8 protein-coding genes are annotated in these 16151 nt (G+C 38.2%); all 8 read left to right on the top strand.

Features of this window, described 5'->3' with window-relative positions; all coding sequences use genetic code 11:
- Positions 1-109 precede the first annotated feature (109 nt).
- The 8 genes from DW103_RS06375 to DW103_RS06335 all read left to right on the top strand — a co-directional run bounded on the left by DW103_RS06375 (position 110) and on the right by DW103_RS06335 (position 16034).
- Positions 110-3715, top strand: a complete 3606-nt coding sequence (locus DW103_RS06375; protein ID WP_122274832.1) for a glycoside hydrolase family 38 C-terminal domain-containing protein — start codon at positions 110-112, stop codon at positions 3713-3715.
- A 552-nt stretch (positions 3716-4267) separates the two neighbouring features.
- Positions 4268-4840 carry an RNA polymerase sigma-70 factor gene (locus tag DW103_RS06370; protein WP_122274831.1) on the top strand — a complete coding sequence of 191 codons (573 nt, stop codon included), beginning with the start codon at positions 4268-4270 and terminating at the stop codon, positions 4838-4840.
- A gap of 414 nt (positions 4841-5254) precedes the next feature.
- Complete coding sequence (locus tag DW103_RS06360; protein ID WP_122274829.1) at positions 5255-6307, top strand: 6-bladed beta-propeller; 1053 nt, start codon at positions 5255-5257, stop codon at positions 6305-6307.
- A 184-nt stretch (positions 6308-6491) separates the two neighbouring features.
- Positions 6492-6770: a hypothetical protein gene (locus DW103_RS06355; protein ID WP_147381182.1), complete on the top strand. Its 279-nt coding sequence runs from the start codon at positions 6492-6494 to the stop codon at positions 6768-6770.
- Positions 6771-6998: 228 nt separating this feature from the next.
- Positions 6999-8141, top strand: a complete 1143-nt coding sequence (locus DW103_RS06350) for a FecR family protein (protein ID WP_122274827.1) — start codon at positions 6999-7001, stop codon at positions 8139-8141.
- Between the two features lie 59 nt (positions 8142-8200).
- Positions 8201-11716 carry a TonB-dependent receptor gene (locus DW103_RS06345; protein ID WP_122274826.1) on the top strand — a complete coding sequence of 1172 codons (3516 nt, stop codon included), beginning with the start codon at positions 8201-8203 and terminating at the stop codon, positions 11714-11716.
- An 8-nt stretch (positions 11717-11724) separates the two neighbouring features.
- Positions 11725-13635, top strand: coding sequence for a RagB/SusD family nutrient uptake outer membrane protein (locus tag DW103_RS06340; RefSeq protein ID WP_122274825.1), 1911 nt, complete (start codon positions 11725-11727; stop codon positions 13633-13635).
- A 200-nt stretch (positions 13636-13835) separates the two neighbouring features.
- Positions 13836-16034, top strand: a complete 2199-nt coding sequence (locus DW103_RS06335) for a GH92 family glycosyl hydrolase (RefSeq protein ID WP_122274824.1) — start codon at positions 13836-13838, stop codon at positions 16032-16034.
- Positions 16035-16151: the final 117 nt, after the last annotated feature.

Genomic DNA, 16151 nt, shown 5'->3' with positions numbered 1-16151 from the left:
GGATAAACCGGTCAAAACGGTCTATCCTCTTTCGTCATTTATCTTCATCGGCGGATGAAGTATTTTTATATGTGAAATTTATTGTTATTAATTTTTTAATTCTTTAGACATGAAATTACCAATTGTACTTCTTTCGCTTGCATTCATGGCGGGTGGAAGTAATCTGCAGGCACAAGACAAGCCGCAGGAAAAGAAGGCGAAAGCCTACATGGTGGCAGATGCCCACTTGGATACACAGTGGAACTGGGATATCCAGACAACCATCAAGGAATATGTATGGAATACGTTGAACCAGAACTTATTCCTGCTTAGGAAATACCCGAATTATGTATTTAATTTCGAAGGGGGTGTCAAGTATGCTTGGATGAAAGAGTATTATCCGGCTCAATATGAAGAAATGAAGGAATTCATAAAAAACGGACGCTGGCATATTTCCGGTAGTAGCTGGGATGCTACCGATGCTCTTATTCCGTCACCGGAATCCTTTATTCGTAATATTACATTGGGACAGACTTATTATCGGAATGAGTTTGGAGTGGAAAGTACCGATATTTTCTTGCCGGACTGTTTCGGTTTTGGTTGGACATTGCCGACGATTGCCGCACATTGCGGTCTGATTGGTTTTTCTTCCCAAAAACTGGATTGGCGAAATAATCCTTTCTATGGAGATAGCAAACATCCTTTTTTAATTGGTTTATGGAAAGGAGTAGACGGTTCATCTATCATGTTGGCGCATGGATATGATTATGGCCGGAGATGGAGAGATGAAGACCTTTCCAAAAACAGGCAATTGCTGGAATTGAGCGGTCGTAATCCATTTAATATCGTATACCGTTACTATGGAACGGGGGATACGGGTGGTTCGCCAAATTTGGCTTCTGTTCGTTCCGTTGAAAAAGGTATCAAAGGTGATGGACCGTTGGAAATAATCAGTGCAACCAGCGACCAGATGTTTAAAGACTTCATGCCTTATAAGAATCATCCGGAATTACCGGTATTCGACGGCGAATTATTGATGGACGTGCATGGTACGGGTTGTTATACTTCTGAAGCTGCCATGAAAATGTACAACCGCCAGAACGAAGTGTTAGGCAATGCAGCTGAACGGGCTGCTGTTGCTGCCGAATGGTTGGGTGGAGCGGCTTATCCTTTACAAACGTTGACGGATGCCTGGAGACGTTTTATCGTTCACCAATTTCATGATGACCTGACTGGAACCAGTATTCCGCGTGCTTACGAATTTTCGTGGAATGACGAATTAATTTCTTTAAAGCAGTTTGCTGATGTATTGACTTATTCTGTCAATGCGGTTTCCAACCAAATGGATACACGTGTGAAAGGAATTCCGGTTATCCTGTATAATGCTCAAGCTTGTCCGGTATCGGATTTGGCGGAAGTGGTACTGGATATGCCGAAAGCTCCTAAAGGTTTTACCGTTTATGATGAAAAAGGGAAGAAAGTTCCGGCACAGTTCATCTCTTACGAAAACGGAAAAGCCCATTTACTGATTGCAGCAACTGTTCCGGCAGCCGGTTATGCTGTATATGATGTACGCACGGGAGGAAACGATGCTCGTGTAAATCGCCCGGAGAATACACTGGAAAATTCTCTTTATAAAATACAATTGGATAAGAACGGAGATGTAGTATCACTGTTTGATAAAAAGAATAATAAGGAATTAGTAAAAGAGGGTAAAGCTATCCGCTTGGCTCTTTTCACGGAAAATAAATCTTATGCATGGCCGGCTTGGGAAATTTTGAAAGAAACAACCGAACGGGAACCGATATCTATTACGGATGACGTAAAGATTACGTTGGTTGAAAACGGTGACTTGCGTAAGGCTCTTTGTGTTGAAAAACGTCACGGAAAGTCTGCATTTAAACAGTATATTCGTTTGTATGAAGGTGCTCGTGCCGACCGTATAGACTTCTATAATGAAGTGGATTGGGAATCTACCAATGCTTTACTGAAAGCAGAATTCCCGCTTTCTGTTTCTAACTCGGAAGCTACTTACGATTTGGGTATCGGAAGTGTGAAACGTAGCAATAATACATTGACTGCTTATGAAGTTTATGCTCAATATTGGGCAGACCTGACTGATAAGAGCGGTAATTATGGTGTGTCTGTCATGAATGACGGTAAATATGGTTGGGATAAACCGAATGACAATACTATTCGTCTGACACTCTTACACACACCGGAGACTAAAGGTGGTTATGCTTACCAGAATCGTCAGGATTTCGGTTATCATACCTTTACTTACAGTCTTGTTCCCCATGCCGGGGCACTCGACAAACCGGCAACAGTGCTGAAAGCTGAACAACTGAATCAACCGATATTGGCATTCAAAGCAGACAAACATGCCGGAACATTAGGTAAATCGTTTACCTTTGTCCATTCTGATAATAATAGTGTAGTTGTTAAAACACTGAAGAAAGCTGAAGTTTCGGACGAGTATGTTGTACGTGTCTATGAAACCAGCGGAGAAAAAGCCCAACAAGCAGAAATTGTTTTTGCCGGTGATATCCTGAGTGCCAGTGAAGCAGATGGTACGGAAAAGACAATTGGGCAGGCAGCTTTCAGTGGCAATAAATTGCAGGTATCTATTTCCCCTTATTCAATTAAGACATATAAGGTTAAGCTGAAGTCTTCGGCTGGCCAACCTGAGAAGTTGCAGTATGCTGTTTTACCGTTGAAATTTAACCGTAAATGTGCAAGCTGGAATGAATTCCGTGGTGAAGGTGATTTTGAAGGTGGCTATTCGTATGCTGCGGAATTATTACCCTCTTCGATGAGTGTTAATCAGGTTCCTTTTACATTAGGAGAAAAAGATACTTATAATGGTTTGGCATGTAAGGGCGATACTCTTTTGTTACCGGAAGGAAATACCTACAATCGCATTTATTTCTTGGCTGCATCAACTGACGGTGATTGCACTGCGACTTTCCGGATTGGTAAAAATGAGGAAAGTCTATCGGTTCCATATTACAGCGGTTTTATCGGACAATGGGGACACTTGGGACATACGGAAGGTTTCCTGAAAGATGGTGAAATAGCTTATGTTGGTACACACCGCCATGCGCCACAGGGAGATGAGCCTTACGAATATACCTATATGTTTAAAGTTGGTCTGGATATACCGAAGGGTGCAACAAGCATTATTTTGCCGAACGATAACCAAGTTGTTTTGTTTGCTGCAACATTGGTGAACGAAAATTATCAGCCAGTGACACCTGCATCTACTTTGTTCCGTACAGCTTTGAAATCAAATATGCCGGCAGAGCAGAAAGTCGTAAAAGAAAATCTGTTGAAAAACGCGAAGGTGATAACCTACTCCGGTTATATCAATGAAAGAGAGGCTCCTAAATATATGATTGACGGAGATAAGGATACAAAATGGTGTGATATTACAGCTACTCCGAATTATGTTGATTTTGATTTAGGAACAGCTTCTCCTGTTTCCGGCTGGAAATTGGTGAATGCAGGTCAGGAAAGTCATGAATATATCACAGCAGGTTGTTTCTTGCAAGGCCGTAATAGCTTGACTGAAGAATGGAAGACGCTGGATCGTTTAGCAGGAAATCATAAAAATGAAGTGACACGTGAGCTTGCTGAACCGGTATCTGTTCGTTATGTACGTTTGCTGGTTACGCAACCAGTGCAAAGTCAGACTGGCTCGGATACTCGTATTTATGAGTTCGAACTGTATAAATAAAGATAAATAGTCTTATTCCGAAGGTTTTTCGGATTATTGTAAATATGAAGCCCTGTGAGGTATAACAAATAAGGTATTATTGGTGGATTTTGTTATTTTCTTACAGGGCTTTATTGTTTTTTTGAATACTCGTAAATTGTATTTTGAGTCAGGTATATGGCTTTTTGAAGGATAAAAAGAAGCAGAGTCTCAAATCTTCTTTTTCTGCTGAATTGATTTAGTTCTGCAAGAACTCTGTTTATTCCTGATAAAACCAGCTGATAATCAAATAATTTGAGGTTCTGATAAATATGAAGTAACTTTAAAGTATTGGTAAGAAGGCTTGAAATATGAAGGTTTTGGTTATAGTATGGTAGAATTGGTGACTTATTATCACTTTTTTTTGTTTTATTTTACAAGATGTGATATAAAAGTGGGAAGGAATGCGTATAAATCAAAAAAAATATTATCTTTGCGTTAGATCTTTAAATAAAAACAGAGTTCTTGCAGAACTGAGTTTTTTTGCATGTCTGTTTCTGAACTTATATAAACAGTTAGCGAGGAAGACTTATTATGGGATTTAGTATCAATGATTTACAAAAGGGGAATGAACAGGCTTTAACACAGTTGGTTTCCTTGTATTGGGGCCGTTTGTACAAACTTGCGGTAACATTTGTACTTGATACTGAAGTGGCGAAAGAAATTGTGCAAGATGCCTTTTTAGCAGTTTGGGAAAAGAGGGAAACCTTTGATGTTGATTGCAATCTATTACAGTATTTATTTCGTATTGTAAGAAATAAAAGTTTTAATTATTTGCGTGGTTTGCAACTAGAGACAATTCCTGTTGAGCTTTTGGAGCAGGATAATATATATATGAGAAGTAATCTTTATTTATTGGAAGATACTGTAGTTGAATCTCTCTTTTTGCAAGATTTGGAAGAGATTATCCAGCAATCCCTTCAGAAACTATCTTTGCAATCTCAGGAAATTTTTATGCTTAGCCGTAAAGAAAATATGTCGAACAAGGAAATTGCACAAATAATGCATTTGTCGCAAAAAGCGGTCGAATTCCATATCTCCAAAGCAATAAGACAAATAAAACACGATTTACCAGAAGAATATCATTTTAAAATATCTCTATTCTAATCTTTAGAAACTCCTTTCTTTGTTGAGCTCTCACATTTTCTCTGTGTCATGTATTTTAAGATTTATCCTGTTTTACCCTTGAAATAGCCACGTGTGAGTTAAATAATGTTTATACTGATGCGTTTCGTGAAAAAAGTCGCTTTTTCCACTAGGGATAGGGGGAAAAAATGTGTTTGCCTATATAGAGGATGTTCTCTAAATGCTTAAATCTAATAAATAAAGATATGAAATGTATAGTATCAGGTATGTTTGCAGTGTTCTCTATTTTATTTGTTTCGTGTTCCAACAGAAAAGAACAGACCATTATCTTGTCGGAGGTAAAAAGGGATGTTACAGAGTTGGTTTATAACGATGCAAAAGAATTGTTGAAAAGAAAGTAGTTTAATTGAAATAAATTCGTTTGATGCGGCGAGTATGTCTTATAATGAATTTTCTGACGGATTGGTGGACAGTGTTCATTTCGTACAACTTTCATCAGATGAATTGATTGGGAATATAAGTCGACTTGAAATATTTGAGGATAGGATTTATGTATTGGATCAAAATATTGCAAAGAAGGTTTTCATATTTGATATGAAAGGAAAACTGATAAAAGTAATAGATGACCAAGGTGGTGGCCCCAATGAATATATACGTTTGGGGGATATGCACATCAATGAATACACAAAGGAGTTGATAGTGGCTGATGTAGCCGGCAAATATATGCATTATAGTTTAGATGGTGAATTTTTGCGTTTTACTCGTGCTATCCCGAATATCTATTATTCTCCGATAGAAAATGATTGCTTCTATAATTCTATAGCATATGAGCAAACGAAAAATGCCACAAACGGATGTTATGCTTTGTTGCTTTCCAAGGATTCTACTATCACAAATACTGCATTTGAGTTTTATCCTCTTCAAAAATATACGGTAAATGTAGATCCTTTTAATAAAAATGAATTAGGTGAACTACTTTATATACCTTCTTTTTGTGATACCGTTTACTGTTTGATTTCTAATCATTCTTTTCAAGCTAAATATGTGATAAGACAGGCAAAATCATTGTGGGATTATAAGGATAAGGAACTGTCGGAGAAAGAACGTGTAGATTTACTTTTTAATGGCTATACTTGTTTGGGTAGTAAAGTCCTTGAGAATAATGACTTTTTTCAATACTCAATAGGTCGAAAGTATAAAACTAGAATTGTGGGATATACATATTATTATAATAAGAAAAATAAAAAGAGCTTCTATTTTGATCAAGACAAGAAATTTGATAAAAAGAAACCATTAAGAAAGGGGGCTTTTTCAATTGTACCCCCTGTTTGTACATATAAGGACTATTTTGTTGGAGCATTCATCCCAACACCTTTTACACAGGATACTCATTTGGCTAATAAAGAATATTTGGAGATTATGAATAGTGCCGATGAGAATACGAATCCGGCATTAGTCTTTTATAAATTGAATACTGAATATGAATAAGAATAATGTGTTGTATATATCAATAATTTGTGTTTTTTCTTTTGACTGTACATTCCTGAATGAAAGAAATGTGGATTTTGTCCAATTATGGGATGAAGAAAGTGAAAATGTTAAAATACAAATTGTCTATTTGAAATAATGAATGATGTTTTTTTCTCTGTTTAACTTAATAATATTTGATATCATGAAAAAAGAATTTTACTTGTTAACGTTGTTGTTTTTGTTGTTGAGCTTGGTTGAAGGGAAAGCCGAAGGAGCATCTACAGTGGTAAATATAAAAGTTCAGGGTTTGGATGAGGCTGATTGGATGAGTGAAAGTTTTGAAAATGAAATTTTTAAGCCAATACGTTATGTTCAGTTGGAAAGCGGGGATGATTTGTTGGTTTGGGTGATTTTACAGATGGATGCCTCGTTAGTGCTTGGGCTGCTAATAACTATGCTCCCCTCTTTGATGGTTCCCTGAAAAAAGAAGATGAAAGAACTAAGAATTTGAAAAAGCAATTCAAACATCCGGTTCAGGAAGAAGATAATCCAATTTTAAAAATTTTAGAATTTACTTTTTAGACTTTGATTTTCAATCTGTACATATTATTCCCCCCTGCGGTGGATGAAAAAAAATTGAAAAAAGTTGACTTTTTCGTTAGGGATAGAGCGAAAAAATGTGTTAGCCTATATAGAGAGACTTAATAAAATGGAAATAAGGGACGAAATATTAATACGATATATTAAGCAGTCTTGTTCGAAGGAAGAAGCAAGGGAGGTCTTGCGTTGGATTGAAGCTTCGGAAGAGAACAAGGCCCATTTTGAGCAGTTATATGCTATTTGGATAATTGTCGAAATGGAGGCCTTTTCGGAAATCACAGATGTTCCGGAAGACGTTCTTGAGGGGATACGGATGCGTGCTAGTGTGCCGTCCGGTAAAAAAAGAAGGCGACAACTCTACTGGATTTTCTCTACTGTAACAAGTGTGGCAGCAGTTGTGTTGTTTGTGTTTTTTTTGAATAGAAACAAGAATGTACAACCGGATTACGAAACATATTTGTCGAAGGTCGCTAGTTCAACAGAAATAGTTTTAGCAATAGGAGAAGAGGAGGCTATAGAAATACAGGATTCCATGGCAGTCGTTTCCTATGATACTCAAAAACGACGTATCCAGATTAACGATACGTTGGAAATTGAACAAAAACAGAAGGAAGAAACATTAAATACAATCCGAATTCCTTACGGGAAGCGTTCTTTGCTGGTTCTGGCGGATGGGACACGGGTGCATTTGAATTCCGGTTCTTCGTTGGTGTATCCTTCTAATTTTACAGGAGATAAGCGGGAAGTGTATCTGGAAGGAGAAGGCTATTTTGAAGTTCAGAAAGAGGCGGATGAACGGAAATTCTTAGTTCGTACAGCTTATAAAACAATAGAAGTGACAGGCACTCAATTTAATGTATTAATCGATAAAACATTGCAAAAATTCGAAGCAGTTCTTGTTTCCGGAAAGATTGCTGTAGACAGCGAAGCCGGAACTTTGCAGCTTACTCCTAAGCAATGCTATAATTTTTCGGCTGATACGCGGAATGAAGATTTGAAAGAAGTAGATGTGTCAAATTATATCTCTTGGATTGATGGGAAACTGAAATTCGACAGACTCCCTTTACATGAAGTTCTATATAAATTGGAAAAAGTATATAATATAAAAATAACTCTCGTAAATCCGGAATATCTGAATTATCAGGTATCCGGAATGTTGGATTTACGGAATACCGGAGAAGAAACACTAGATATTTTAATGGGAATTTTGGTCCCGGGAGGAAAAGTTGTGAATCTATATCAAATCAATTAATCAATATGGAAAGACAGGTGTTTTTACAACTGTTAATCACTAATTTTAATAAAAATGTTATGAAAAAGAAAGATGAAAGAAGGCGCCCGCATGAAAAGGGGCGATGGAAACGTTTTCTTATTTTAGGACTCTGTGGCTGTATGTCCATGAGTATGTATGCGAATGTTCTGAAATCGCAAGTTAGTTTATCATTGAAAAATGCAACACTGAAAGAGGCTTTAGAACAAGTGCAAAAGCAGGTAGGAGTAAGCATTATTTATTCGAATAATGTGCTTGATGATGAGGCAAAAGTTTCTTGCAAAACAAAAAATGCGGAGCTTGAAGAGGTTCTTAGTATTTTGTTAAAAAATCAGAATTGTGCTTACAAGGTTGAAAATGGACAAGTGATTTTATTCCCGAAGGTTGCTGAACCCAGAGTAGAAGAGGTCAATCAGGAAGGGTTTAAAGTGAAAGGTCAGGTATCGGACAATATGGGACCGTTACCAGGTGTGAATGTTATGGTGAAAGGTACGATGACTGGTGTAATTACTGATGCAGATGGTAATTATGAGATTGTTGCACCTTATTCCAAAGCTAGTCTGATATTCTCGTATGTAGGATTTCAGCCTCAGGAAGTTCAACTGAAAGGTGAACATACATTGAATGTAACTTTGGTAGAAGATACCAAAGCGTTGGAAGAAGTAGTGGTTGTAGGGTATACAACTCAGAGAAAAGCTACAATTACCGGCGCTGTATCTACCATTACCACAAAGGATTTAACGCAGAGCCCTACAGCTAACCTGACAAATGCATTGGCAGGTCGTATGCCGGGTTTGATGGTGAATCAGTTTAGTGGTGGTGAGCCAGGTGTTGACGGAGCTGATATTAAAATTCGTGGTTTTGGCACATATGGAGACAAAAGTCCGATTATCATCGTCGATGGAGTAGAACGTGATATGAGTTATTTAGCACCGGAAGAGATTGAAACATTTACGATTTTGAAAGATGCTTCTGCTACAGCACCTTATGGTGTGCGTGGTGCAAACGGTGTAATTATTATTACAACTAAACGTGGTAAAGCTCAGGAAAAAGCTTCGGTAAACTTCAAAGCTTCTGTAGGTACAAACAATCCAGTGAAATTTCCTTCTTATTTAGGTTCGGCTGATTATGCAACCTTGTATAATGAAGCAATGATTAATGGCGGAACATCTCCAAATTCTCCGGATTTGTTTTCACAAGAAGCAATCGAAAGATATCGTAAGGCAAAAGGGGATAATTCCGATGGCATGGGATATGACTGGGATTATTTCGATTATGCATTTAAACCAGGTATGCAGCAGGATTACAGTTTGTCTGTCCGTGGTGGTTCAGATAGAGCACGTTACTATGTATTAGCAAATTATTTCCAACAGGATGGTAACTACAAACATACAGATTTGACTCAGTTTGATACGCAGGCTGTTTTCAAACGTTATAATTTCCGTGCGAATATGGATGTAGATATCACGAAAGATTTTTATGTGAAATTAGATTTGGGTGCACGTATTACTGACCGTAATGCCCCGGGTACTACTGCAAGCCGTGTTGTGGCTATTGCCAATACACAGCCTCCTTATTTACCTATCACATTGCCTAATAATGGTAATCCTGAAAATGAGGCTTATGTATTGAATAACCCTTATGGTATGCTTTATGGTGATTATCAGCATCGATATAATATCTTGGGTGAACTTTCTAGAACTGGTTATTTGAATGAAAAGAAGACCTTCTTGAACGGTTCTTTTGCTATTGGCCATAAATTGGATTTTATTACGAAAGGATTGAAAATAGAGGGGATATTTTCTTATGATGCGGAAGAAGGTCGCTGGATTAAACGGGAGTTAGGTCAGTATGATGACGGATATAGAAAATTCACGAAGTACGGAACGTTTACACCGGAGGCCGGTCAGTATGGTTCTTATTATATGAATAATACTGAAATGTATCCGGGTAAATATATAAAAGGAAATCGTGATTACGATCAGGATGCGACTATTGGGAATGAGTTATCGCATAATCCAACCCAAAATAGAACTTATTATCAATTGAAATTGGATTATTTACGTTCATTTGGATTGCACGATGTAAGTGGCTTGATATTATTCAATCGTTCATCTCGCGCATATGATAAAGACGTGGAATACCGTTATCAAGGTCTTTCCGGACGTGCAACTTATGCTTATGATAATAAGTATTTGGCAGAATTTAATATTGGTTACAATGGTTCTGAAAACTTCGCTCCTGGCAAACGCTACGGTACATTCCCTGCTGGTTCTATTGGTTGGGTTGTTTCAAGAGAAAGTTTTATGCAGTCAACTAGTTCTTGGTTGGATAACTTAAAAATTCGTGCATCTTATGGTTTGGTAGGTAGTGACCAGTTAGGTGGTAGCCGTTTTGCTTATTTGTCATTCTTTAATGGTGGAGGCGGATACAATACCGGTATTAACAATGACTTTGGTACGGGTATGGCTGGCGGATATTATGAAGGTAATTTGTCTAATCCTAATTTGACTTGGGAAAAATCAAAAAAATTGAACGTCGGTATTGATGCGTCTTTCTTTAACAATAGATTGACGTTTACGATGGATGTGTTTAAAGAGCATCGTTTTGATATTATCACTGATTTGAGTGGTGGTGATAAGTTAGGTTATCCTAATTATGTAGGTAAAAATGCTCCTCTTATTAATTCAGGTATCGTAGACAATAAAGGCGTGGATATAGAGGTCGGATGGAGAGGTTCTATAGGTCGGGATTTCCATTATTATATTAAGCCTAACTTCACCTTTGCCAGAAATAAGATTATCTTCATGAATGAAGTACCAAGAGACTTTGAATGGCGTGCTGCTACAGGTAAACGTATTGATGAAAATTTTGTATATGTCTTTGACCATTTTGTGTATGATCAAGCTGAAGCAGACCGTTTGAATGCAATGAATGATGGTGCCGGATTCCAGCCTTGGGGTAAGTTATCTCCGGGTGATGTGGTATATAAGGACTTAGATGGAGACGGTAAAATTTCAGATTTGAATGACCGGACAAATATGGGAAATCCGAGAACTCCAGAAATCCAGTTTGGTATTCCTTTCGGTGTTCAATATAAAGGTTTTGATTTGAGTGTTATGTTACAGGGAGCAGCCAATACAAGTATGTTGCTGAACGGTGCAGCTGTTTGGGATTTCCCGGCATATGAACAAGATCAGATTGGTAAGGTTAAACCGATGCATATGAATCGCTGGACGGAAGAGACAAAAGATTTTGCTACTTATCCTCGTCTAACTATCGGGAAAAATGATAATAATAAGAATGAGAGCAGCAGTTTGTTCTTGTATAATGCCTCTTATTTGCGCGTGAAGAATGTGGAAATTGGATATACGCTTCCGAAGAGTGCCATTCGTTTCGCCGGTCTTCAAAATGTGCGTTTTTATGTTCAAGGTATGAACTTGTTGACATTTGATGGTTTGGATGATGTGGATGTTGACCCTGAAACGCGTAATGGTAGCGGGGATTGGTATCCTATTCAACGTGTGTTTAATTTTGGTATTGACATCACTTATTAAGATTTTATATGATGAAAACAAAAAATATATTGAAATACATTGTGGGGATTACGGCATGTACAGCCTTTGCCTCATGTAACGATTATTTGGATAAAATGCCAGATGATCAAAAAACGGAGCAGGATATTTTTACGCATTATGATTATGTAGATGGTTTGGTGACAAACTTGTATGAAGATTCTAGAAATTCCAATAAGCCTCTTATTTTCTTTAGAGACTTTAGTACAGCTCCGGTAACAGACGAATGTGCGGCAAGTCAACATGAAGGAGCAACTCCTCATCAGTTTAATATCGGAAACTGGGGACCAGTACAGGGGTTACCAGCAAGTACAGGACAGTATTGGTGGGATTTATATGCTAGAGTACGTAAAGCGAATATTATCTTGGAAGGGATTGCTAAATATAATACACCAGATAACCCGCGTGACGGTCGTACCGGAGACCTTTCCCGTCGTATTGGTGAAACTTTCTTTTTGAGAGGATATTTGTACTATCTTTTGATTAGAATGTATGGTGAAGTTCCTTATGTTGATAAGGCTCTGTATCCTGGTGATAACATGAATATTCCTAAATCATCTTATCATGAACTAGTTGAAAAGATTTGTATGGATGCGGATTCTGCTTATAACCGCGTGTATGATATTTGTCCGGATAATGAATTTGGTCGTGTAGATAAAGGGGCTTGTCTGGGATTGAAGGCTATGGTTCGCTGGATGGCTGCAACTCCTATGTGGAATGGTGGTACTATGCCGAATGATACACGTGTGTTTAAGGACGAATATACCTATGATGAACAACGTTGGGTGAAAGCGAAAGAGGCGGCAAAAGCTGTTATCGATTTTCAGGTTGGCGGAAAAAAACGTTATAGTTTATATACAGCATCTACTGCAAATGATTATAAGGATTGGAATGGAGGAGATGGTACGACTGCAAATAACAAAATGGTACCTTATCGTTTGTGGAATATGAATTTTGATCCAGAAGCAATCCGTAATGAATGGGTTTGGTTCGGTACGAGAGATAAGAATGCAGGTGGATGGTGTGGTGACGTATGTCCTCCTTCTATGAATGGTCATGCGCGTCAGAGACCTTTGCAGGAACAAGTTGATGAATATGAAATAGTAATTGATGGATACGGATATCCTATTTATAGTGATAAAGCCAAAGGGGTATATGATGATGCGAATCCTTATGTGAATCGTGACCCTCGTTTCTATAGAGATATTATTTATCATGGAGCTACTTTTAACAAGGGACAGATTAATACAGCGGAAGGTTCCGACAGAATTGGTGAAAGTTATCAGAGTGACCGTTCTCATACAGGTTATTATCTGCGTAAATTTATCAAAGAAAGTTGGACGAGAGATCAGGATTATATGATGCATGGGCCTGCTATTTTCAGATTACCGACCATTATGTATATTTACTGTGAAGCTGTAAATAATACAACAGGTCCGTCTGAAGAAATCTACAATATGGTTAATGAGATTCGTGCTCGTTCATTTATGGCTCCAATGCCTCCTGAAGTGAAAACGAACAAGGCTCTGATGAACGAATATATCCAACGTGAACGTCGGGTAGAATTATTCTATGAAAATGATCGTATCTGGCATTGTCGTTTGTATTTGGAACCGGATGCAGAAGCTCAGGCAGAAGCTGCATGGAAAGCTTTGGGCTCTCCGGCTGACTATTACCCATATCCTAAAACTCAGAGAACTTCGCATGGTATGAGACCTGTAGAAGATCCGAATGGTAAGATTGTTGTAAATGGCAAACATTACCGTATGGAACGCTTCAGAGTAAAAGTGGGTGACTTGGACTTCCGGGTATTCCAGACTCCGAGACATTATTTGTTCCCTATTATGGATGATGAATTGAAACGTAGTCCTTCTCTGGAGCAAAATCCGGGTTGGGATTAACAGGTAGATATTAGTCTTTTATTGATTGCCCGGAAAGGGAGAATTTATATTTCTCTTTTTTTCGGGCAATTTTATTTTTTTGCTCTTGTTGTATGAATTAGGGTACAGTCGCATTAAAACAAATATTTTTAATAGATGTTATACACTTGTTTATTGTATCTCTTTGCTGTATTTTTGTTCAAAACTAAAGCTATTTAAACATGAGACACAAGTCTTTATTGGCGGCCTCTTTGCTGGCTCTGGCAGCCTGCACGCCGGAAAAACAACAGGAGGCGGATTATACACAATATGTAAATCCTTTTATTGGAACTGATTTTACCGGCAATACTTATCCGGGAGCTCAGGTTCCATATGGGATGGTTCAATTGAGTCCGGACAACGGATTGCCAGGCTGGGACCGTATTTCTGGTTATTTTTATCCGGATAGTACTATCGCAGGGTTTAGCCATACTCACCTTTCCGGTACCGGAGCCGGCGATTTGTATGATATATCTTTTATGCCGGTGACACGTCCGTACAAAGAAGCACCTGCTCCTTTGGGTATTTATTCTTCTTTTTCTCATAATGAAGAAACAGCTTCTGCCGGTTATTATCGTGTTTTGTTGAAAGATTATAATATTAATGTCGAGCTGACGGCGACTGAACGTTGCGGTATTCAGCGGTATATCTTTCCAAAAGCGGAAGCTTCGGTATTTCTAAATCTGAAAAAGGCGATGAACTGGGATTTTACGACCGATTCTTATATCGAAGTACTTGATTCGGTTACTATTCGTGGTTACCGTTTTTCCGACGGATGGGCTAAAAATCAGCATGTTTATTTTCAGACGCGTTTCTCAAAACCATTTATTGCTTATCATTTGGATACAACTGCTATAGAAACGAAAGATAAGGGACGCATCGGAACAGCTTATATCGCCCGTTTTGATTTTAATACAATGAAAGGCGAAGAAATTTTGGTGAATACCGGTATATCCGGAGTCAGTATGGAAGGGGCTGCTAAAAATCTTCAGGAGGAAGTTCCAACCGATGATTTTAAACGCTATCACCAACAAGCGGTGGACAATTGGAACCGCCATTTGTCTAGAATAGAAGTGAAAAGCCCGAGTACAGATGATATGGTGAATTTTTATACTGCTTTGTATCATACGATGTTGGCCCCGACTATATTCAGTGATGTGGATGGTTCTTATTATGGACCTGACGGGAAAATACATAAAACAGACGGTTGGGTGAATTATTCTACTTTTTCTCTTTGGGATACTTATCGTGCTGCTCATCCATTGTTTACTTATACAGAACCGCAACGTGTGAATGATATGATTAAATCATTCCTGGCTTTTTATGAGCAAAACGGTCGTTTGCCGGTATGGAATTTTTACGGTGTGGAAACGGATATGATGATTGGATACCATTCTATTCCGGTTATCGTAGATGCCTATCTGAAAGGTATTGGAAATTTTGATCCGGAACACGCGTTGGCTGCTTGTGTCGCTACTGCAAATATTGATGATTATCGGGGAATTGGTCTTTATAAGAAATTGGGATATGTTCCTTCGGATAGTGGAAACTGGTCTCTCTCGAAAACTCTTGAATATGCTTATGACGATTACTGCATAGCCCGTATGGCAGAAAAAATGGGACACAAAGAATTGGCGGAAGTATTTTATAAGCGGGCACAAAATTACCGTAATATGTATAATCCGGTTACATCATTTATGCAACCTCGTACATCTAAAGGTGATTTTATTGCCGATTTCAGTCCGGATGATTATACTGAAGATATTTGTGAAAGCAATGGATGGCAGTATTTCTGGTCTGTTCCACAAGACTTGGATGGTTTGATTGAATTGACCGGAGGTAAAGATCGGTTTACTCAGAAGTTGGACAGCATGTTTACTTATACACCCCATTCGGAAGAGGAATTACCGATTTTCAGTACCGGTATGATTGGGCAATACGCGCATGGAAATGAACCGAGTCATCATGTAATTTATTTGTATAATAAGGTGCATCAACCTTGGAAAACACAACAATATGTTGCTCAGGTACTTCATGAGTTATATCAGAATAACCCGGCAGGTCTTTGTGGTAATGAGGATTGTGGGCAGATGTCGGCTTGGTATGTGTTTAGTGCTATGGGCTTTTATCCGGTCGATCCGGTAAGCGGGAAATATGAAATCGGGACTCCGCTTTTTCCTGAAGTGAGAATGAACCTGATAAACGGAAAAACTTTTACGGTTCTGGCACCTGCGGTAAGTCGTGAAAATATTTTTATACAATCAGTGAAACTGAATGGGAAACCATACGGTAAAAGCTATATAACCCATGAACAAATCATGAATGGCGATACGTTAGAATTCGAGATGGGAAACAAACCTGGACCGGTCTGGTATAGATAAATGGAACTTTGGTTTTATTAGTCCTTCTTTTCATTGTCAAGAAATTGGACATCAGTGTCTAATTTCTTGACAATTTCATTTGGGTGGTTTTGTTTGATTGTTCTGATTATTAGCTGT

Origin of the sequence: Parabacteroides sp. AM08-6 (assembly GCF_003473295.1) — a bacterium.
Classification (GTDB): domain Bacteria; phylum Bacteroidota; class Bacteroidia; order Bacteroidales; family Tannerellaceae; genus Parabacteroides.
Note: the sequence above shows the minus strand (reverse complement) of the source record. Positions and strands in the feature narration are given on the sequence as shown.

Excerpts from the sequence above, each read along its gene's own strand:
- DW103_RS06355 (WP_147381182.1), top strand. The coding sequence starts at position 6,492 with ATGAAAAAAGAATTTTACTTGTTAACGTTGTTGTTTTTGTTGTTGAGC.
- DW103_RS06335 (WP_122274824.1), top strand. The coding sequence starts at position 13,836 with ATGAGACACAAGTCTTTATTGGCGGCCTCTTTGCTGGCTCTGGCAGCC.
- DW103_RS06350 (WP_122274827.1), top strand. The coding sequence starts at position 6,999 with ATGGAAATAAGGGACGAAATATTAATACGATATATTAAGCAGTCTTGT.
- DW103_RS06345 (WP_122274826.1), top strand. The coding sequence starts at position 8,201 with ATGAAAAAGAAAGATGAAAGAAGGCGCCCGCATGAAAAGGGGCGATGG.
- DW103_RS06375 (WP_122274832.1), top strand. The coding sequence starts at position 110 with ATGAAATTACCAATTGTACTTCTTTCGCTTGCATTCATGGCGGGTGGA.
- DW103_RS06360 (WP_122274829.1), top strand. The coding sequence starts at position 5,255 with ATGTCTTATAATGAATTTTCTGACGGATTGGTGGACAGTGTTCATTTC.
- DW103_RS06340 (WP_122274825.1), top strand. The coding sequence starts at position 11,725 with ATGATGAAAACAAAAAATATATTGAAATACATTGTGGGGATTACGGCA.
- DW103_RS06370 (WP_122274831.1), top strand. The coding sequence starts at position 4,268 with ATGGGATTTAGTATCAATGATTTACAAAAGGGGAATGAACAGGCTTTA.